Origin of the sequence: Pandoraea communis (assembly GCF_902459745.1) — a bacterium.
GTDB classification, from domain to species: Bacteria; Pseudomonadota; Gammaproteobacteria; order Burkholderiales; family Burkholderiaceae; genus Pandoraea; species Pandoraea communis.
The window spans coordinates 336,103-356,953 of record NZ_CABPSJ010000005.1; the positions used below are offsets into that span (position 1 = coordinate 336,103).

Genomic DNA, 20,851 nt, shown 5'->3' on the forward strand with positions numbered 1-20,851 from the left:
CCTTCCTACAGCGGGAAGCTCAAGCGCTTTTTTCAGGGGATTCGGGCGATCGCTCAGACGCTGCCCAAACCTGGGCGGCTCCGGGCGCGCTATCGTGAGGGTTAGCGAGGCTGTCATGGTGAAGGCTGCGACATGTTGACGCGAGCCACTTGACCTTCCTGTCATGGCAAGGATTATGGTGTGACACATGATGACAGTCTTCCTGGAGATCCTGAGATGAATCAGAACTGGTTGGTCGGTATTGAGGGCATGACCTGTGCTTCGTGTGTGACCCGGGTCGAGAAGGCGTTGCGGCGTGCGCCGGGCGTGGCCCGTGCCAACGTGAATCTTGCGACCGAGACGGCGGCCGTGGAGGCCGCGCCCGACGTAACCCCGGCGGCGTTGCTCGGTGCGGTCGAGACGGCCGTGAGCGACGCGGGGTATCAAATTGCAGAGCAATCCTTCGAGTTTGCGATTGGCGGCATGACCTGTGCGTCGTGCGCGGGGCGTGTGGAAAAAGCGCTTCGGAACGTGCCGGGCGTAGTCGAAGCCAACGTCAATCTGGCGACGGAACGCGCTGCTGTGCGCGGCGTTCGCGGGGTTGTCGACGTAGCTGCGCTCACTGCGGCCGTCGAGAAGGCAGGATACGAAGCATCGCAGGTGACGGACCCGGCGCAGGCTGCGACGTCGAAGGAAGGCCCAGCGTGGTGGCCGGTGGCCGTGGCGGCGGTGCTATCGCTGCCGTTGCTGTTGCCGATGTTGCTCGAGCCGTTCGGCATTCATCTGATGCCACCGGCGTGGCTGCAGTGGCTGCTCGCCACCCCGGTGCAGTTCTGGCTCGGTGCGCGGTTCTATCGGGCAGGTTACAAGGCGGTGCGCGCGGGTAGCGGCAATATGGATTTGCTGGTGGCCTTGGGCACGTCTGCGGCCTACGGTCTGAGCTTGTACGAATGGTGGCGCGCGCCTGCGGGCGGCATGCCGCATCTGTATTTCGAAGCAGCGGCTGTTGTCATTACGCTGGTGCTGCTCGGCAAGTGGCTCGAAGCGCGGGCAAAGCGCCGTACCGTGGAAGCGATTCGCGCGCTTGCGGCGTTGCGTCCGGAGACGGCGCAGGTGCTGCGAGACCCGCACGGTGCGGCGAATGAGGTCACGGTGCCGTTGGGGCAAGTGAAAGTGGGTGACTGGGTCGTGGTGCGTGCCGGTGAGCGTGTGCCGGTGGACGGCGAGATTCGTGACGGCGCCAGCCAACTCGACGAATCGTTGCTGACCGGCGAGCCGTTGCCCATCGACAAAGCGGCCGGTGACAAAGTTGTCGGTGGCTCGATCAATGGGGCCGGGACGCTGCGGGTGGAGACGACGGCTGTCGGCGCCGATACGGCACTGGCCCGGATCATTCGCATGGTCGAAGATGCGCAGGCCGGCAAGGCACCGATTCAACGTGCCGTCGACCGGGTGGCTGCGGTCTTTGTACCGGTGGTCGTGCTTATTGCGATTGCCACGGTCGTCGTTGGCTGGATGCTGGGTATCGGCCTCGAGGCAGCGCTACTCAATGCGGTGGCGGTGCTGGTCATCGCTTGCCCGTGCGCGCTGGGGCTGGCAACGCCTGCCGCGATCATGGTGGGCACGGGCGCGGCAGCGCGGCATGGCATTCTCATCAAGGATGCCGAAGCGCTCGAACTGGCACACCGTATCGGTGTCGTTGCTTTCGACAAGACAGGGACGCTGACCGAAGGCAAACCGCGACTGGTGGCCCATCTGCCTGCGCCGGGCACGAGCGCCGAGACGTTGTTGCGCTGGGCCGCTGCGGTGCAGTCGGGGAGTTCGCATCCGCTGGCGAAGGCGGTGATGACGGCGGCAGAGGAGGCCGGGCTGACCTCGGCAATACCAGTGGCTTCCGAGATTGCCGCGTTGCCTGGCAGAGGGATGCGCGCGCGTGTCGAGGACGCGGGCGACGTGAGTGGGGTGGGCGAACTGCGCGGTGTCCATCGGCTGCAATTGGGCAATGCCCGGTTGCTCGACGAACTGGGCATCTCGCAGGCAGCGCTGGCCGGGGAGGCCAAGCGTCTGGCGGCAGAGGGGCGTACCGTCTCGTGGCTGGTGGAGACCGGCGGCGAGAGCACTAACGCCGGTGCGGCGCGGTTGCTCGGGCTGCTCGCGTTTGGCGATACGATCAAAGCTACGGCGCGCCCGGCCATCGACCGATTGCACGCCCTGGGGGTGCGCTGCGTGATGATCACGGGAGACAACGCGGGGAGTGCCAAGGCCGTGGCCGAGGCGTTGGGACTCGATGAGGTTCATGCAGACGTGCTGCCGGAGCGCAAAGCGGAGGTGATTGCGCAACTCAAGCGCAACGGTGTGGTCGTAGCCATGGTTGGCGACGGCATCAACGACGCCCCGGCACTCGCCGCAGCCGATGTTGGAATCGCGATGGGGTCTGGTACCGATGTCGCGATGCAGACGGCGGGCATCACGCTGATGCGCGGCGATCCGCTGCGAGTTGCCGATGCTATCGATGTCTCCCGTCGTACGTGGTCGAAGATCCGTCAGAACCTGTTCTGGGCCTTCGCGTACAACGTGATCGGCATTCCGCTGGCGGCCTTCGGTCTGTTGAATCCGGTGATCGCCGGTGCGGCGATGGCGCTCAGCAGTTTCAGTGTGGTGAGCAATGCGCTGCTGCTGCGCCGGTGGCGCCCAGTGGTGCAAGAGGTCAATGCGAGCGCTGTCAGGGGTATTGGCGAGGCCCGTCGCGCTGGCGCCTGAGGGTGGTTTGCCCCGGCACAAGGTGAACGGCGCATAATGAAACGATCATGGGTGAGGCGCGGAGAAGGTTCTGCCGGCGTTTCGCCCGGATTTCCATCTGGCTTGAAAATCGTCGAAAGCGACATCATCTAGCTGATATCGTCTGTCTTTTGGCGCGGGGTTAATGCTGCCGAATATGAATAGTCTGCATATCGCGAGTTACAACATCCACAAGGGGTTTTCCGTATTCAACCGTTTGCGTGTTCACGAATTGCGCGCAGGGTTGGAGGGGCTTGCACCGGATCTTGTTTTTCTTCAGGAGGTGCAGGGTATGCACCAGCGGCATGCCGTGCGCCACAGTAATTGGCCGGTACAGCCGCAACACGAGTTTCTGGCGCAAGGTATGTGGCTCGATCACGCTTATGGACGCAATGTCGTCTACGAGCACGGGCATCATGGCAACGCGATTCTGAGTCGTTATCCGATCGTCCGATCGGACAACCACGACATCACGACCTATAGTTTTGAGAAGCGCGGCATGCTTCATTGCGAGATTGCCGTGCCGGGGCTGAAGCAGCCGCTGCATTGCCTGTGTGTGCATTTGTCGCTGGCAGGTCGCGGCCGCCGACGCCAGTTCGAGATGCTCGCGGAGCGCGTTGCCGATGCCATTCCCGCCGATGCGCCGTTGATTATCGCGGGCGACTTCAACGATTGGAGCAATCAGGCGGATCGGTTGCTGGCGGAAAAGCTGGCGCTGACCGAGGTGTTTCAGAACAGTGTGGGGCGTCCTGCACGTAGTTTCCCGAGTGGATTGCCGCTTTTGCGACTTGACCGCATTTATGCACGCGGCTTTCATATCGAAGGGGCGCAGGTCTTGCGCGGGCGTCCCTGGTCACGGATTTCCGATCACGCGCCTATCAGCGCCCGGCTTGTGCTGTCAGGTGACGACAAGGCGATGAACGGTTCCTCCACCCCGTCGTTCAACCCTCGTTCCCCCCAGTGAGGCAGTCATGAACATCGGACAAGCGGCACAGGCCAGCGGCGTGACGGCCAAGATGATCCGGTACTACGAGAGTATCGGCCTGATGCCTCCGAGCCCTCGCTCCGAGGCAGGTTACCGGCGATACGGCGAGCAGGATCTTCATCTGCTTCGGTTCATTCGCCAGTCGAGACGATTGGGTTTCGGGATCGACCAGATCCGCCAGTTGCTGGCACTTTGGCAGGATCGCGGCCGTTCCAGCGCGCAGGTGAAAGCGCTTGCCCAATCTCATGTCGACGAACTCAATCAGCGCATTGGCGAACTGGTGGCCATGCGAGACACACTTTCGCATCTCGCTATGCATTGCCACGGCGATGACCGCCCCGATTGCCCGATACTGGAAGGCATTGCTGCCGCGGCGCTTCCCGGCAATCCGGGCGCCAAGACAGAGTGTTCCGCTAGTCCGATGACGTCCTGTAGTCCTGCGCAGAAAGCCACTGCATCGAAGGCTGCGGCCGTCGAATCCGCTGCCCCAACGGATAGCCCGGTCGGTGACGGCGACGCTCAGGCCCGTCAGATTCCTCAGGGATAAATGGCATGGGCTGCCATTCACTGGCGTCCAGAATCCAGCATGACGCGCCGCGGTAGCGGCGCTTTTTTATTTTCCGTATTTTTTTCTGTCCCTGCGACAGTGCGCCGCAGCGAGGTGTTGTGTTGCGCTGAATGTTGTTTAAGTTATTGATTTTTATGAAATTTATTTGGAATTGACTGCATTCGAAACATGCTTCTAGCAGATTTTTCGTGATTTTTCTATATAGGGTATAACCCTTAAATGGAAAACCCTATATAATGCGAAGCACTGCTGCGATGCAGCACACTAAATAAATTGGAGAAACACCATGTTTGCCGCCCTGTTTGAAGTCGTGAATACTTGGTTCGAAACTGCTGAACGCCGTCGTCGTGAAGCGTTCCTGGCTGAGTCGAAGGACATCATTGAGTTGGAACAACGTATCCGCACGCTGGAAACCGCCGGTTTCTAAGCTGTCTGTAGCAAGTCGTTCCGGACGAACGGTCGTCGCTGGCGCAATCAGGCAAGTCGATCGTCACACTGGGCGATTCCCGTCATCGATGTGATGACGTGCGACGGCGCCCAACCGTAAGTCCGGATGCCAATCCCTGCGGTTTCCAAGGATTGGCTCGCGTAAGCCCGCCATTTTGGCGGGCTTTGTCGTTTACGCGGCACATGGGGGCGAATGCAACGCCAAGCATCCCTCTTGACGATGACGACGGAAAACGAAGTCGGCGGTCGCGCCCCGGTCTGACTGCCGTACCGGGGCGTTTTTCATCGGCGGGGCCACTGTTTACTTCTCAATGGTGAACTCGGTGGCGATCGCGGCCCCGTTGGCGAGCGACGTCACGCCGTAGTACTTGTCAGCAACCTTGAACATGAAGCGGCACCAATTCTCGGTGAGCGCCCGCCATTCCAGGTTCACGCAATACGATCCATTGTCGTTGACCGACCAGGTGCCGGTGGCGTGGGCGACCTGGACCAGGCGTCCCCCCGATCCGAGATTGCCCTTGTTATCACTCGTGGCATTGAGCGTGCCATTGGTCTCGTTGATCCACTTGCGCGTACTGCCGTTGTTGATGACGTTGGTGATATGTGCGCCGGGCATCAGCAAACGCAAGTCGTCAACGCTGAGTTGCTGGCCGTTGGCGTCCTTGAGGTCGGACAGACGCATCGGGTCGGCGTATACGAATGTCGACAGGGCGAGCAGGCCGCTGGCGACGAAGGCGATGATGGGGGAAGCAAAGCGGGGAAACATGATGACTCCTGGACGTAGCTTGATTGACGCCCGACGCGCGCGCATGCGTCGTCAGGCGTTATCGTCCCGTGCTCGGGGCACGGTGTAGCTATCGGTCCGAGTTTTGCTTCGTGATGCGTTACCACTATAGGCGACGTGCCGCGGTCTGCACAGTCGGCGCACCCCGGACACACGATCAAGCGACGACCGCATGTCCGGGGTATGGGAACCGACCTCAGTCGGTGCCGTACTTCGGCGAGCGCGGGCCGTAGAGCAGGCCGTTGGCGCGACCCGCTGACAGCAGGCGCGCATTGGCCGTGCCGGCGACTGTGTAGCCGGCGTTCGACACGCTGTTGACGATCTGCTTGACCGCCGCCGTGACCAGCATGCCGATCAGGCCGCCACCACTATTGTTGTTGCCTTCGTTGTTCGACGCGCTGGCCGCGCCGCTCCACAACTTGGCGCCGTTGCGAAGATCGATGAGTTCGGCCGAGACGGTCACCACCGTAGCGCTGTCGAGCACCATGTACTTCGTGCCGTACTGCGTGATCTTGAGATAGAGCGCAGCGTCGGCGCCGAAGATTTCGCGCAGCTTGGCCGGGCTCACCTGATGGATGTCGCCGGCGACGGTCAGGCCGTTCTGACGGAACGACTCATCGACCAATGCTACCGGCATCACGTAGTAGCCAGCTTCGCCCAGCGGCACCGTAACCTGCGACAGCACGCTGTAGGTCGCATCGATGTCAGGCGATTCGTTCAGCGGAGGCAGCACCAGAATCGACTTCGGCTTGCTTTCCTTGAACGCGGTGTAGTCGTACGGTTTGGCTTGATGCACCGCGCAACCCGTCATCACGGCGGCCAGTGCCGCTACCGTCATCCATTTACAGAGTCGCGCGATCATTGCTTGGCCTCCGGGGTCTTGTTCTTGAGAAGAAAGTCGATGTAACCGGCCGATTCGGGGAACAACTGCTTCTCGGTCTGAAATTCCTCGACCATCTTGTCGGACTTGCCCACAGAGGCGTAGAGCAGACCGAGGTGAGCATGAAAGCCAGGGGGCGCGGCGTTATTGGCGGCCTTGATTTTCTCGAGGTCGCGCTCGAGCACGATGATCTGGGCCTCCTTCGATTCGCCCTTGAAGTATTCGTAGACTTGCGGCTGGTAGCTTTCCCAGTCGTACAGGGGCTTGGGCGGGGTGGCGCAGCCCGTGAGCAGTGCACCACCGATGATGGCCGCCACGGCGGCGCGGCCGGATGAGAACTTGCGATTCATGGCGATAGAGATCCTGACACGCATGTCGCGGCGGGCGAGCGCAAGCCTGCACTGATGTGCGAGGCAAAGCGCATTACGCGCGACGCACCTGCGGCATGCTGAAAAAGTGAGTTGGCTGGCTTACTTGCCCGGCTTCCAGGCACCGCTTTCGATACCGGCGACCAGATTGTTGACGGCTTCGCGCATCGCGAGGTCGAGGACCTTGCCGTTGAGCGTCGAGTCGTAGCCAGCGGTGCCGCCGAAGCCGATCACTTCGCGATTCGACAGGGCGAACTCGCCCGCACCACCGCTCGAGTAGACGACTTCTGACGTGGCGATATCGACCACGTTCAGATTGACCTTGGCATAAGCGATCTGCTCGCGGCCACGGCCCAGAATGCCGAAGAGTTGCTTGTCGCCCACTTCCTTGCGGCCGAACTCGACGACGTCGCCGGTGATCACGTAGTCGGCGCCCTTGAGCGTCTGCTGAGTCTTCTTGATATCGGCTTCCTGACGGATCTCGGCCATGTTGTCGCGGTCGAGCACGTTGAAGCGATTGGTTTGTTGCAGATGGGTGATCAGGATCGTTTTGGCCTGGCTGCCAAGTCGGTCGACGTTATCGGAAAAAACGCCACGCATGTAAGCGGAACGGTTATCGAATTTGCCGACGGCGATAGGCGTGCGTACACCCACGTACGGACGGCTGGCACTTTCCACCTTGGCGACTTGCATGGTGCGCGAGCTTTCGGTGGCGCAACCGCCAAGCACGCCGACGGCGACCATGGCGGCGCTGAGCAGCGCAATGCTGGACTTGCTTTTCTGCACGGTGATACCCCTGTATGTGTTTTGACCCGGCAGGCGACGCGTGGTGACGTCGACTTGTCGCGGGCATCTGATCCCTTACCGATTTGCGATGCTTTGCTCTTGTAATTTCGGGTAAGGGGGGCTGATATTAGCACGCGTTTTTGGCGTGTTGGCACACCGAAACACGGTGCGTACGCTCTCTGCGATAAGCAGCGCGGGGCGCTTGGCGATACACTCGACCGGCGTTCCCCTCATGTTTTTGACAGGAGTTGTCATGGCCGACAATGAAGCTCGCCCGCCGTTTCCGCCATTCACGCGTGAGACTGCAATTCAGAAAGTTCGCATGGCCGAAGACGGTTGGAATTCGCGCGATCCTGCGCGGGTTGCGTTGGCCTATACCGTCGACAGCCGCTGGCGCAATCGTGCCGAGTTTCCGCGCGGTCGCGACCAGATCGTCGAATTCCTGACGCGCAAATGGCAACGCGAACTCGACTATCGGCTCATCAAGGAACTGTGGGCGTTCACCGAGAACCGTATTGCGGTGCGATTCGCTTACGAATGGCGCGACGACTCGGGCAATTGGTTCCGTTCGTATGGCAACGAGAACTGGGCGTTCGACGCGCAAGGGCTCATGGCCGAGCGCCACGCCAGCATCAACGACTCGCGCATCACCGAGGGCGAGCGTCTGTTTCTCTGGCCGCAGGGGCGCCGCCCCGACGATCATCCGGGGTTGAGCGATCTCGGTTTGTAGAACGAACCGTGACGGCGGCGGCCAGGCGTCGTGCACGTCGTGTCGCCGTGCGCCCGGCCCAGACCGGTCGCCTCAATCCAGTCCGAAGATCAACAGCAGGTTGGTGGCGGTAATGACTGCGAAGAGGCCCCACGCGAACACTTGCGTGGGGCGTCCGATGGTGTTGCCGTTCATCACGCGCGGGTCGCTGACCGAGCGGATGAGCGGCCACATGGCGAACGGCAGTTGCAGGCTGAGCAGCACCTGACTCCACACGAGCAACTTGCCGACGGCGCCGTCGCCAAGCCACAGCACGCCGATCAGCGCGGGCACGAGCGCAAGCCCGCGGGTTATCAGGCGGCGCTGATAGCAGGGGATCTTCATTTTCAGAAAACCGTCCATGATGACCTGCCCGGCGATGGTCCCGGTGAGCGTCGAGCTTTGCCCCGACGCGAGCAGGGCGATGCCGAACAGGAACGCCGCCGCACTGCCCGCAATCGGCGTAATGAGCCGATACGCCTGCTCGATATCGGTGACATTGGTCTGGCCGCTGGCATGAAATGCCGCACCGGCAAGCATCAGAATGGCCGCATTCACGCCCATCGCGATCACGAGCGAGACCCAGGTGTCGATGCGGACCATCGCGAGGGTGTCGCGCACATCGCCGCGTTTGCCGCCGACCACGCGCCGGGTTTGTACGACGCTGGAGTGCAGGTACAGGTTGTGCGGCATGATCGTGGCGCCGACGATGCCGAGCGCGAGCACGATGGCGTCGCGCCGGTCGTGGCTGGGAGCGCCGGGCACGAGGCCTGCCGCCACGGCATGCCAGTCGGGCGGCACCATTGCCACCTGCGCGACGAAGCAGAACGCCATCGTGCCGATCAACCCGAAGACGATGGCCTCGATCTGACGAAAGCCTTTGCCTTGCAGACCGAGCACGATCATCGTGTCGAGCGCGGTGAGCACAATGCCCCAGGCGATAGGCACACCCAGCAGCAACTTGAATGCGAGCGCACAGCCGAGGACTTCGGCAATATCGCAGGCGATGATCGAGATCTCGGCGGTGATCCACTGCACGAGGCGTCCTGCGCGGCCGTAGCGGTCATAGCTGGCTTGCGCGAGGTCGCGTCCGGCGACCAGCCCCAGCCGGGCGGCAAGCATCTGCAAAAAGATGGCCGAGAGGCTGGAGAGTGCGACCACCCAGAGTAACGAGTAACCGAATTGCGACCCGGCCTGGATATCCGTCGCCCAGTTGCCAGGGTCCATGTAGCCGATCGCAACGAGTAGTCCGGGGCCGGCGAAGCGTTTGAGTTTGATCCAGCGCGATTCGCGCGCGTCGATGATGATGCTGCCTTTGACCTCGGAGGGACAGAAAGGCGCAGTGGCTGTAGTTGGCAGAGGCATGAGGGAGGGAATTCGTCCAATGGTGTCAACGTTAGCCGGGGCGGCGTTCCACCGCAAGCCGGATCATGACAGCAGGCGAGGCACGGATAGCCCGTAAATAGCGTATGAACTGCTATACTGTACATTCATACAGTATTCGGGTGCGAGATGACCCTGCCGCTTTCCTCCTTGCCTGCCGGGCTGTGGCGTGCCAGTGAGCTGGCGCGTTGCCACCGGGCTGGCCACACCACTGGCTTTGCTGCGCTTGACGCCGAATTGCCCGGCGCTGGCTGGCCGCATGGCGCGGTGACGGAATTGTTGAGCGAGCGTCCGGGTATCGGTGAATGGCGGCTGCTGGCACCGGCGTTGCGCGATCTCACGCAGGCGGGGCAGCCGGTGATGGTGATTGCGCCGCCGATGCTGCCGTATGCTCCGGCGCTGGCCGGGTGGGGGATTGATCTGCGCTGGCTTAGTGTCGTGATGCGTCCGGCGCGTCAGACGCGTCCGATGACGGGGGCACGTGGCGGGCGAGGCATGAAGACCGAGGATCGGGACATGCTCTGGTGCGCCGAGCAGGCGCTCAAAAGCGCGTGCTGCGGTGCTGTGCTGACCTGGCTTCCGGCGGCGACGCCCGAGCAGATCCGGCGGCTTCAGGTCGCGGCCGGTGGTGGCGAGACGCTCGCCTGGGTGATGCGCGGACCGGCCGCCATCGCGACGGCCTCGGCGGCACCGCTGAGGCTGGGGCTTACCGTCGCTGAGGGGAGCCGTCTCGGCGTGCAGTTTCACAAGCGCCGCGGGCCGCCTCGTACCGAACCGCTCTGGCTGACGTTGCCTGCACCTTATACCCGTGCCCCGCAACCGGTCACGGGGGGCGCCGACGACGACAGGCCGATGCCCGTCAGGCCCGATCGGGCCCCTTCGCTTGCACCGTCTACGGTGTCTTTGGTTTCTGCTTCCGGAGTCTCGCATGGCTTGCTGGATCGCCCTGCATCTGCCCTGTCTGGCGCTCGAGATCGCCTCTCCGCTCACACGGGCTGACGCGCAGGCCGACACGACGGTCGTGCTCGCACAGTCGCGTGTCTGGCAGGCGAGTGAAGCGGCGCAGGCTGCGGGGGTACAACCCGGCATGCGCCGTGGGGGTGTGTTGGCGCTGTTGCCGCAAGCGCGGTTTCACGATCGCGACGAGGCGGCCGAGACCGTGGCGCTCGAAGCGTTGGCGCTGGCATTGCTGCGTTTCGGTCCGGATGTCGCCATCGCTTCGCCGCAATGCGTGCTGATCGACGTGGCGCCAAGTCTGCGTTTGTTCGGCGGTTTGGCATCGCTGGCGGCGCAGGTGCTCGAGAGTGCCGAGGCGCTGGGTCATCGTGCGTCGATGGGGATTGCCGCTACGGCCAGCGCGGCGGCGCTTCTTGCGTTGTCCGGCGAGCCGGTCATGCCAATGCCGCTGAGGCAGATGTTGCCCCCTGCCTCGACGGATCTCCCGCAACAACTCGATTCGCTTTCGGTGACGTTACTGGCCGAGGCGCAGCCGTGGCTCGACTGGCTCGCGCAAATCGGTTGTGCGACGTTGGGCGAATTACGCGCGTTGCCCTCGGCGGGCGTGCGCCGCCGTTGTGGCGCCGATCTGCCTGCCGCGCTTTGCCGGGCCTATGGCGAAACGCCGGAGTCGCCGAACTGGTATCGCGCGCCGCCCCATTTCGAGGCGGTGCTGCCGCTGCCATCGCTGACCCATGACATCGACGTGCTGCTCTTCGGCCTGCGCCGACTGCTGGCGCAACTCACGGGGTGGCTTTGCGCCGGACAACTGGCCACGCGCGCACTCACATTGGTGCTCGAGCATGAGCCGCTCGGGCGGCAAACGCTGGCGCCGACGCGTTTCGATATCCGTCTCGCCGAAGCGAGTGCCGCGCCTGCGCATTTGTTGTCCTTGTGCAAGGAGCGGCTCGCCCGCTCGCCATTGATCGCCCCGGTGCTGACCTTGCGGCTCGACATCACGCAAACGGCGCCGCATGTGCCGCAAAGCGGCTCGTTATTGCCCGAGCCAGGACGTGCCCGGCAGGATTTTGTGCAACTGATGGAGCGCGTGGCGGCCCGTCTAGGCGACGAGCATGTGAGGCGTTTGCAGGTGCGCGGCGATCATCGGCCCGAGGCGGCGTTCGTCAGTGTGCCGTACGGGGCGCCGGTACGTGCGGCGCCTGCTGCCGATGGTGCGACGTCCGGTACGAGCCGTCATCTGCCGGATGGCGAGAGGCCGTTGCCACCGCGTCCGGCGTGGCTGCTCGATGCGCCGCAGCGGCTCAGCGTGCAGCGGGAGCGTCCGTGGCGGCAGGGGCCGTTGCAACTGGTGAGCGGCCCGGAGCGTATCGAAGCGGGCTGGTGGGAGCCGGGCACTGTTACGCGCGACTACTTCATTGCGGCCGATACCCAGGGGGCATTGCTGTGGGTGTTTCGTGAGCGTCCCGTGAAAGGGGCGGATGCCGCGTGGTATTTGCATGGTTTGTTCGGCTGAGTCCACGGAGCCCCTGTCTTATGAATGCCGACGATTTCCTGCCATGGCAAGGCCCGACCGAAGGGCTGGCCGCCAACGACGACAGTGCCGATGCGGCGGACTCGCGCGCGGCCGACGACGGCAGCCTGCCCGCGTATGCCGAACTGCACTGTCTGTCGAATTTCTCGTTTCAACGCGGCGCGTCGCACGCGGAGGAGTTGGTCGCGCGCGCGGCGCACCTGGGCTACACCGCGCTGGCGATTACCGACGAGTGCTCGCTTGCCGGCGTGGTTCGCGCACTGGCTGAGGTGATGAAGCATCCCTCGGTGTCGTTGATCGTGGGCAGTGAGTTTCGTCTGACGCCGGAGAGCACGCCGGATGCCCTCGGCACTGTCCATCTGGTCGCGCTGGCGCAGCATCGCGAAGGCTACGGTAATCTCTCCGAGATGATTACGCTCGGTCGCATGCGCGGCCCGAAGCGCAGTTATCGTCTGCATGCACGAGACTTCAGCGCGCCGGCGACCGGGCAAGCGCACCTGCAGGGGCTGCCGGGGTGTCTGATGATTCTGGTGCCGGACGCCGATGCGAGTCCCGAGCGCACGCTGGCGCAGGCCCGTTGGGCGGCGCAAACCTTTGGCGAAGGACGGGTATGGCTGGCGCTGGAGCGCCGTCACCGTGCCGACGAAGACGCGCATCTGGCGCGTCTGCGCGCGATCTCCGCCGAGTGCGGTGTGCCGCTTGTTGCCACCGGCCATGTCCTCATGCATGTGCGCTCGCGCAAACCGTTGCAGGACACGCTGACCGCCATCGGGCTGGGCAGACCGGTGCAGGCTTGCGGGCTTTCGCTTGCGGCCAATGCCGAGCAGCATCTGCGCACGCGGCTGCGGCTCGCGTGGTTGTATCCCCCCGATACGCTGGCCGAGACGGTGGCCATCGCCTCGCGGTGCCATTTCGAGCTGCGCAGTCTGCGTTACGAGTATCCGGAGGAGTTGGTGCCTGCCGGTCATACACCGGTGACGTATCTGCGTCAGGAAGTCGAGGCGGGGGCGAAGCGACGCTATCCGAATGGGTTGCCGCTGAAGGTGCGCAATCTCATCGAGGACGAACTCACACTCATTGGCGATCTCGAGTACGAGCCGTATTTCCTGACGGTCTACGATATTGTGCGTTACGCGCGCAGCCAGAACATTCTGTGCCAGGGGCGCGGGTCGGCGGCGAATTCAGCGGTGTGCTATTGCCTGGGCATTACGGCGGTCAACCCCGACGAAGTGCAGTTGCTGTTCGGACGTTTCCTGTCGAAGGAGCGCAACGAGCCGCCCGATATCGACGTCGACTTCGAGCATCAGCGGCGCGAAGAGGTGATTCAGTACATCTACAAGAAGTACGGCACCGACCGGGCGGCGCTTGCCGCGACGGTGATCTCGTACCGCATGCGCAGTGCGGTGCGCGACACGGGCAGAGCGCTGGGCATCGATCTGTCGATCGTCGAGCAGGTTGCGCAGAGCCAGCAGTGGTGGGATGGCCGTGAGAATCTGCTCGCGCGCATGGCGGCGCAGGGATTGTCGCCCGACGCGCCGACTACCCGGTTATGGGCCGATCTGGTGGCGCGGCTGATCGGTTTTCCCCGGCATTTGTCGCAGCACGTCGGTGGCTTCGTGATCTCGCGCGACAGGCTCTCGCGGCTCGTGCCGATCGCCCCGGCGGCGATGCAGGATCGTTACGTCATTCAATGGGACAAGGACGATATCGAGACGCTCAAGCTGCTCAAGGTCGATGTGCTGGCGCTCGGCATGCTGAGCGCCTTGCGCCGTACGCTCGATCTGCTTGGCGAATGGCGCGGTGTGCCGATGGAACTGGCCGACATTCCGCGAGACGATCCGGCGACGTACGGAATGATTCGTCGCGCCGACACGGTGGGTGTGTTCCAGATCGAGTCGCGTGCGCAGATGAGCATGTTGCCGCGCCTGAAGCCGGACAAGTTCTACGATCTGGTGATCGAAGTGGCGATTGTGCGGCCGGGGCCGATTCAGGGGGGCATGGTGCACCCGTATCTGCGTCGCAAGCAGGGCAAAGAGGATGTGATTTATCCGCGTGAGGAAATCAAGGAGGCGCTTGAGCGCACGCTGGGCGTGCCGATCTTTCAGGAGCAGGTGATGCAGATCGCGATGATCGCCGCCGATTTCACGCCGGGCGATGCCGATCAGTTGCGCCGGTCGATGGCCGCATGGAAGCGCAAGGGCGGGCTGGAGAAATTCCAGACTCGCATCATCAGCGGGATGCTGAAGAACGGTTATCCGCGTGAGTTTGCCGAGGCGATCTGCCGGCAGATCGAGGGCTTTGGCGAGTACGGCTTTCCCGAGAGTCATGCGGCGAGCTTCGCGTTGCTCGCCTACGCGAGTGCATGGCTCAAATGCCATGCGCCGGAGATGTTCCTGTGCGGGTTGCTCAACAGTTTGCCGATGGGGTTCTATTCGGCGTCGCAATTGGTGCAGGATGCGCGGCGGCATCGCGTCGAGGTGCGTGCAATCGACGTTTGCGTGAGCGATGTGGAGTCGCGTCCCGAGGCGCGCATCGGACGGTACGGCGATGCCCGCAGGCCGGCGGTGCGACTGGGGCTGTCGTTGGTCAGGGGCTTGTCTGACGAAGGCGCGAAGGCAATCGAGCGCGCGCGCCGGCAGCAGCCGTTCACCGACATCGACGATCTGACGGCACGGGCGGCATTGTCGCGGCGGGATCTCGACGCGCTCGCTGCCGCCGATGCGCTGTCGGCATTGCTGGGCGGGCGGCGTCAGGCGCGATGGACGGTTGCGGCATGGCAGCCGCCCACGCCGCTGCTGGGGGCGACGGCACTGCGCGACGCGGTGCCGGGCAGTCGCGATGAGCAGGTGACATTGCCGCCGATGCCCGAGGGGCAGGACATTGTGGCCGATTACGCGAGTACGGGACTGACGCTGCGCCGTCACCCACTGCTGTTGTTGCGGGAGAAGCTCACGAGGATGCGGGTACGAACGGCAAGGGAATTGCAGGCCGAGGGCGTGAACGGACACCGGGTACGCACGGTAGGCATCGTGACGGGACGGCAGCGGCCGGGCACGGCCAATGGCACGGTCTTCGTATCGCTGGAAGACGAGACGGGCGTCATCAACGTGATCGTCTGGCCCGATCTGGTCGAGACGCAACGCAAGGCGTTGCTGGCGTCGTCCTTGTTGGGCGTGGAAGGTGTCTGGCAACGCGAGGAGCGTGTGACCCATCTGGTCGCCCATCGCCTGGTCGATCTCTCGTCGATGCTAGGCGAACTCGCCATCTCGAGTCGGAACTTTCACTGAAGGGATGTCGATAGGATGGCGTGATCGCGGGCGCACAGCACGTCAGCCGGGCCATTGCCCCCGGCCGACGTGCCGCCGCGGCATCAATGCGCGGCGTCTGCCTGCTTACCCGCTTCCTGCGCCAGTGCGCTCGCTTCTTCCTCGCTACGCAAGCCGTTGAAGTGGGCGTTGAGCAGCACCGCGCTGATCGAGGCGAGCAGAATGCCACTGTGGAAGAACGGCGCCAGGGCGTGCGGCAGCTTCATGAAGAACTTGTCCGACGCCACCGGAATCATCCCCACGCCAATGCTGATCGCGATGATGTAAAGGTTGTAGCGATTCTTCGAGAGATCCACCGTCGAGAGGATTTTCACCCCGGTGGCCGTGACCATACCGAACATCACGATGCCCGCGCCGCCCAGCACGAACTGCGGTACCGACGCCACCACGTGGGCCACCTTCGGAAACATGCCCAGCACGATCAGGATCAAACCGCCCATCGCACATACCCAGCGGCTCTTGACGCCGGTCACGCCGACCAGTCCCACGTTCTGCGAGAACGACGTGTACGGGAACGTATTGAAGATGCCGCCGATCATCGTGCCCAGCCCGTCGACGCGCAAGCCGCGCACCAGTGTCTTCTGATCCACAGGACGGCCGACGATGTCGCCCACCGCGAGGAACATGCCGGTCGACTCGATGAACGTCACGAGCATCACCAGCGTCATCGTCGCAATGGCAATCGGATCGAAGCGCGGCATGCCGAAATGGAACGGCATGATGAGGCCGAACCACGGCGCTTCCGACACGCTCGCAAACGACACTTTGCCCAGCGCAATCGCCACGATCGTGCCGAACAGAATGCCCAGCAGCACCGCGATGTTGGAGAAGAAGCCGCGCACGTACTTGGTGACGAACAGAATGCACAGCAGTACCGCGAACGACACGCCCAGATAAAGCGGGTTGCCGTAGTCGGGATTGCCGAAGCCGCCTGCCGCCCAGTTGATCCCCACGCCCATGAGCGAGATGCCGATCACCGTGATGACGGTGCCGGTGACCACCGGCGGGAAGAGCCGGAGCAGCTTCCCGATGAATGGGGCGATCAGAATGCCGATCAGACCGGCCGCGATGGTCGCGCCATAGATATCGAGCAGCCCGAGATCGGGGTTCGTGCCGATGGCGATCATCGGCGTGACGGCCGTGAACGTCACCCCCATCATGATTGGCAGACGCAGGCCGAAGATCCAGAGGCCGAGCGTCTGGATAAGGGTGGCAATACCGCAGGCAAACAGATCGGCGTTGATCAGAAAGGCGATCTGATCGACCGACATCTTGAGCGCGCCCCCGACGATCAGCGGTACGGCTACCGCCCCCGCATACATCACCAGCACGTGCTGCAATCCCAGCGTGAACAACTTGGGGAGCGGCAGGCGCTCGTCGACCGGATGCACCGGTAAAGCAGCAGATTGCGTCATGTTTTCTCCTGATCCGACGGTACGATTTGATTTACATGGCGAACCGAGCGTAAATTTTTTACCGGGGCGCAGCGAGTGCAGTCAAAAAGCCGCCGGGCCGGCGACGTCGCTGCCGTGAGCGGCGACCGGCACGCCGTCGCGGCCGAAAACTGCGGTATGGCGACATGTTAAGCCCGCCCGTGCCGCCGTGGTCGAACACCGGGAAAGCCTTATGCCATATGGGGCAGATGCCGCCGGGAAGCCAGCCGCGAGACATCGCGGGCCGAGATCGGCCACGTTCGCTTCGTCCTGTGCACGGCGGTGAGTGCGGGCGATCCGCTGAGGCTCATATCGAATCCGAAATACTAAAGATTGTGTTTGGCGTATGAATTGCAGAGACACACGGGCGCTGCCCGGCGGCGAATGAACGCGCTTGCCACGACGGAAGATCGACAACGAGACCGACACAGGCCAAACGGAAATGGCCCGGAATATGCCGTCGGCATGGGGAATGGAGAACGGGGGAGCGTCAGCGAAGAAGAGGGGGCGTCAGGGCCCGATGAACGAGGCTTCACTCGCCGCCAGGCTGCCGGGCACCGGCGGCTTGGCGACGCGTGATGGTGCTCAGCGTGCGCCAGTCGTGCCGGATGGCCGGCGGGCGAGCGAATCGGTGGTATTGCCAGTGCTGGCGTTTTGCTGCGCCACGCTCTCGAGCTTGCAGGAGATCTCCTCGCCCATGTGGTGAAGGAATTCCATTTCCTTTGCACCGATGCCGCCCGTGCACAGCGCGCCGCCCCAGTCACCGTAGAGCAGTGCCACGGTCTGGTTGCGCTGGCGAACCGGTAGCAGGAAGAACGACTTCACGTTCGAGAAATGCTGACGGTGCCACATTGGAATACGCGGCACGATGCGCGGCTCGCGGGCATTGTCGATCAGAATCGCCCGGCCGTTGGTCAGCGCCAGATGGAAAACGTCCGGCTCGAAGGCTTCGGGGAACGTCAGGCCGAGCAGCGACTGCACGTCGCGTCCGATGCCGAAGCGCATCTCGAAGACCTTGCTCGCCGATGCGCGCACGAAGGCTGCGCAGTTGACGAAGCCCAGCGACTGGAGGATGGCCTCGAGCGTCAGATTGAGCAGGCCCACGGCGTCGGTCTCGCCGGTGGCGGCCCGCACTTCCGAGAGACCGTCAGCCAGACGCCGCGCCGAGTCCAGTGGCTTGCCCGCCGGCGGTTGACGCGTGTTCGACGCGCCGGTGCTGATCGCGATGAATTCCTGATGGCTCGTGTCGCGTACCATCTCTTCGCCTACGGAAACCACTTCGCCGATGTTCAGCGCGAGGCGTTCGGCATAGCGCTCCGCCAGCTCCGCCAGACGCGCGGGGTCTGCCCCGCGCGTGAGTTCCGTCACCATCTCGTTGGACATGTTCGCCACGGCGCACAGCCAGTCGGCGTGCGAGAGCGGGGCGTCGCCCTCCAGATCGATCGGACGCATGCTCGTCGCGATTGTTTCCGGCAGCCCCCACTTGCGGGCGGCGGCTTCCGAGAGTTCGGGGAACGAGATGCCCAGCACCTGTTCGCAGGCGTCGCTGTCGCTGATGCCTTGTGCGGCGGCGATGGCCTGAATTTCCATCCACTCGTCCGGGAAGCAGTAGGTCACCAGCAGTCGCGCCACGTGGTGCAGCAGCGTGCAGACGACCGCTTCTTCCCCATCGCGGATACCGTTCTTCGCCGTGATGTCGCGCGCGAAGGCGCCGGCCAGCGTGGCGCGGGCCAACTCGCGGGCCATGTCGTCGCGATGGGCGGCAACTTCACCGAAACCCTCCAGCAGCTTCAGGCTCAGGGCGAGGTGCCCGATCGTATCGACGCCCAGGATCATGATCGCGCGCGAGACCGTCGTCACGTTGCAGCCGAACGGCGCATACATGGCAGAGTTGGCCAGGCGGATCACTTTCTGGGTGAGGGCGAAGTCCGAGAGCACTGACGACGCCAGGTCGGCCGTGCTTGTATTCTCGCTTTGCATGGCAGACACGATGCCCGTGACCGAGCGTTGCAGCGACGGAAAGTCGCCGCGCTCGGCCATGCGCTGCCACAGTAATTCGAGCGTTTTTTCTTTGGTAAGGCTCATGTCATGGTAGCGGGGATGTCCGGTCAGTGGCCGGCATCCACATTGAGACGCCCGCTCGCAAAGGCCGCCTCGAGTTCTCCCGCAGGCAGGGCTTTCGACACCAACCAGCCCTGGATGGAATGGCAGCCGCGATCGATCAGCATCTGCCGTTGTTCTTCTGTCTCGACCCCTTCGGCGATAGCCGACAGACCCAACTCGCGCGCCAGTCCCAGGACGGCCGTCACGATCGTACGGTCGTTCGGTGACGTGGGCATGTCTTTCACGAAGCTGCGGTCGATCTTGAGCGCGGAGAGCGGGAATCGTTTGAGGTATCCCAGGCTCGAGTAGCCCGCGCCGAAGTCGTCGACGGCGAAACGCACGCCCAGTGTCTGCAACTCGCGCAGCACAAGATTGGCCTGCTCCGGGTCGCGCATGAGCACGCTTTCGGTAATTTCGAGCACCAGCCGGTGACCTTCCACGCCCGAGTCGGCAATCGCTTGCCACACGAGGCTGGGGAACGACGGATGGTGAAATTGCTGCGCCGAGACGTTGACCGACATGTACAGCCCGTCGAGCCGGGTGCGATCCCAGCGCGCGAGTTGCATGCAGGCGGCGCGCAATGCCCAGCCGCCCAGCAGGTTGATCAGGCCATTGGCTTCGGCCAGCGGAATGAATTCGGTCGGCGAGACCGGGCCGAGCGCCGGATGCCAGCGCATGAGCGCTTCGACACCCTTCACGTTCAGTGAAGTCGGGTCGCAGATCGGTTGGTAGTGCAAGCTGAATTCGCCGTTGTGAATCGCCTCGAACATGGCCGATTCCAACGAGAACGCCTTACGGTGCAGATTGCCCAGATCGTCCGTGTAGACGAACAGACCGTTGCGGCCGCGATCCTTGGCGCAGTACATGGCGGCGTCGGCATGCTTGATGAGCAGGCCTGCCGAATCGCCATGTTGCGGGAAAAACGACACGCCGATGCTCGTCGTAAGGTGCAGCAACTGGTCGCCGACCTGAAACGGTTGCTGCACCGCAGAGAGCAGGCGCTTCATGATCCCGCCGAGCGCCTGTTCGTCGTCGCAGCCGGGCAGTATCAGCACGAACTCGTCGCCGCCCATGCGCGCGGCCATGTCCGTCTCGCGAATCTGCGCGATCAGGCGTTGGCCCGCGTCGCGCAGGAGCTGATCGCCCACATCGTGGCCAAGCGAATCGTTGATCTTCTTGAAGCCGTCCAGATCGAGCAGGGCGACGGCGAAGTTCGGGCCGCCTTCACGGGCGTGCTGAATGGCTTCGACGATGCACTGCTGAATGTACTGACGATTGCCCAGACCCGTCACGGGATCGCGCACGGCCAGATCGGACAGGCGCGCTTCGTTTTCCTTGAAGGCGGTGATGTCCTCGCCATGCACGATAAACGATGCGTTCGTACCGGCGATACGTGGCGTGTATTGAGCGATGCGCAGGCGCATCCAGATACGGTCGGTCAGACCGCGCAACAGGCGCACCGTGCACTGCTGGGGACCGAGCGTCTGGGCGGCGGAGAAGGCGTCCTGCAACATCGGCACGTCTTCGATGCCGGTCAGCTCGAAGAGCGTGGCGTGGTCGAGGTACTCACGTGAGTATTCGAGCAGGCGCAGGGAGGATTCGGCAATGAAAAGGAAGCGGCCATCGGCAGCAACGTGCGCCGAGAGTCCGCCGGTCAGCTCGACCAGCGCCCGGGATAATGCGGGCGCCGGCGCCGGGAGGTTACCCTCGGCGATGACCGGCGCCATGGTCGAAGGTTCGACGAAAGGCACACCGGCTGGGAGTCGATCTGAACTCATTGTTGTTGTCTGTGCAT

15 protein-coding genes and 1 pseudogene are annotated in these 20,851 nt (G+C 63.4%); 8 read left to right on the forward strand and 8 right to left on the reverse strand.

Going from position 1 to position 20,851, the window contains the following annotated elements:
- Positions 1–216 precede the first annotated feature (216 nt).
- From PCO31110_RS19485 to PCO31110_RS19500, 4 genes and pseudogenes are all read left to right on the forward strand, one after another.
- A complete protein-coding gene (locus PCO31110_RS19485) occupies positions 217–2,739 on the forward strand; it encodes a heavy metal translocating P-type ATPase (RefSeq protein ID WP_150691188.1) in 2,523 nt (840 codons plus the stop codon).
- Positions 2,740–2,914: 175 nt separating this feature from the next.
- Positions 2,915–3,721 carry an endonuclease/exonuclease/phosphatase family protein gene (locus tag PCO31110_RS19490; protein ID WP_081636286.1) on the forward strand — a complete coding sequence of 269 codons (807 nt, stop codon included), beginning with the start codon at positions 2,915–2,917 and terminating at the stop codon, positions 3,719–3,721.
- A gap of 7 nt (positions 3,722–3,728) precedes the next feature.
- Positions 3,729–4,115, forward strand: a pseudogene (cueR, locus tag PCO31110_RS19495) (Cu(I)-responsive transcriptional regulator); the annotation flags it as partial.
- A gap of 481 nt (positions 4,116–4,596) precedes the next feature.
- Entirely contained in the window at positions 4,597–4,737 is a 141-nt protein-coding gene (locus tag PCO31110_RS19500; RefSeq protein WP_010805897.1) for a DUF3563 family protein, read from the forward strand.
- Between the two features lie 321 nt (positions 4,738–5,058).
- Here the strand turns inward: PCO31110_RS19500 and PCO31110_RS19505 are convergent, their stop codons facing one another.
- The 4 genes from PCO31110_RS19505 to PCO31110_RS19520 all read right to left on the reverse strand — a co-directional run bounded on the left by PCO31110_RS19505 (position 5,059) and on the right by PCO31110_RS19520 (position 7,533).
- On the reverse strand, positions 5,059–5,523 hold the full coding sequence (locus tag PCO31110_RS19505) for a DUF995 domain-containing protein (RefSeq protein WP_010805898.1): 465 nt from the start codon (positions 5,521–5,523) through the stop codon (positions 5,059–5,061).
- A 214-nt stretch (positions 5,524–5,737) separates the two neighbouring features.
- Positions 5,738–6,403, reverse strand: a complete 666-nt coding sequence (locus PCO31110_RS19510; RefSeq protein ID WP_010805899.1) for a DUF799 domain-containing protein — start codon at positions 6,401–6,403, stop codon at positions 5,738–5,740.
- On the reverse strand, positions 6,400–6,771 hold the full coding sequence (locus PCO31110_RS19515; RefSeq protein ID WP_010805900.1) for a DUF4810 domain-containing protein: 372 nt from the start codon (positions 6,769–6,771) through the stop codon (positions 6,400–6,402). The genes PCO31110_RS19510 and PCO31110_RS19515 overlap by 4 nt, the downstream gene beginning before the upstream one ends.
- 120 nt (positions 6,772–6,891) lie before the next feature.
- Positions 6,892–7,533, reverse strand: coding sequence for a CsgG/HfaB family protein (locus PCO31110_RS19520; protein WP_051126317.1), 642 nt, complete (start codon positions 7,531–7,533; stop codon positions 6,892–6,894).
- 295 nt (positions 7,534–7,828) lie between these two features.
- On the opposite strand from PCO31110_RS19520, the gene PCO31110_RS19525 reads away from it, so the two are divergent.
- Positions 7,829–8,305 (forward strand): nuclear transport factor 2 family protein, encoded by a 477-nt coding sequence (locus PCO31110_RS19525; RefSeq protein ID WP_010805902.1) that lies wholly within the window; start codon positions 7,829–7,831, stop codon positions 8,303–8,305.
- A gap of 72 nt (positions 8,306–8,377) precedes the next feature.
- Here the strand turns inward: PCO31110_RS19525 and PCO31110_RS19530 are convergent, their stop codons facing one another.
- Positions 8,378–9,688, reverse strand: a complete 1,311-nt coding sequence (locus tag PCO31110_RS19530) for an Nramp family divalent metal transporter (RefSeq protein WP_150691190.1) — start codon at positions 9,686–9,688, stop codon at positions 8,378–8,380.
- Between the two features lie 147 nt (positions 9,689–9,835).
- On the opposite strand from PCO31110_RS19530, the gene imuA reads away from it, so the two are divergent.
- From imuA to PCO31110_RS19545, 3 genes are read left to right on the forward strand one after another with little or no spacing between them, the layout of a single operon-like run.
- Positions 9,836–10,705, forward strand: coding sequence for a translesion DNA synthesis-associated protein ImuA (imuA, locus tag PCO31110_RS19535; protein ID WP_010805904.1), 870 nt, complete (start codon positions 9,836–9,838; stop codon positions 10,703–10,705).
- Complete coding sequence (locus tag PCO31110_RS19540) at positions 10,635–12,176, forward strand: Y-family DNA polymerase (protein ID WP_150691191.1); 1,542 nt, start codon at positions 10,635–10,637, stop codon at positions 12,174–12,176. The genes imuA and PCO31110_RS19540 overlap by 71 nt, the downstream gene beginning before the upstream one ends.
- 20 nt (positions 12,177–12,196) lie before the next feature.
- Positions 12,197–15,481, forward strand: a complete 3,285-nt coding sequence (locus PCO31110_RS19545) for an error-prone DNA polymerase (protein ID WP_010805906.1) — start codon at positions 12,197–12,199, stop codon at positions 15,479–15,481.
- Between the two features lie 83 nt (positions 15,482–15,564).
- Here the strand turns inward: PCO31110_RS19545 and PCO31110_RS19550 are convergent, their stop codons facing one another.
- The 3 genes from PCO31110_RS19550 to PCO31110_RS19560 form a co-directional block, all read right to left on the reverse strand.
- On the reverse strand, positions 15,565–16,935 hold the full coding sequence (locus PCO31110_RS19550; RefSeq protein ID WP_010805907.1) for a nucleobase:cation symporter-2 family protein: 1,371 nt from the start codon (positions 16,933–16,935) through the stop codon (positions 15,565–15,567).
- A gap of 603 nt (positions 16,936–17,538) precedes the next feature.
- Positions 17,539–19,038: an HDOD domain-containing protein gene (locus PCO31110_RS19555; protein ID WP_010805908.1), complete on the reverse strand. Its 1,500-nt coding sequence runs from the start codon at positions 19,036–19,038 to the stop codon at positions 17,539–17,541.
- 23 nt (positions 19,039–19,061) lie between these two features.
- Positions 19,062–20,834 (reverse strand): putative bifunctional diguanylate cyclase/phosphodiesterase, encoded by a 1,773-nt coding sequence (locus PCO31110_RS19560; protein WP_036662980.1) that lies wholly within the window; start codon positions 20,832–20,834, stop codon positions 19,062–19,064.
- Positions 20,835–20,851: the final 17 nt, after the last annotated feature.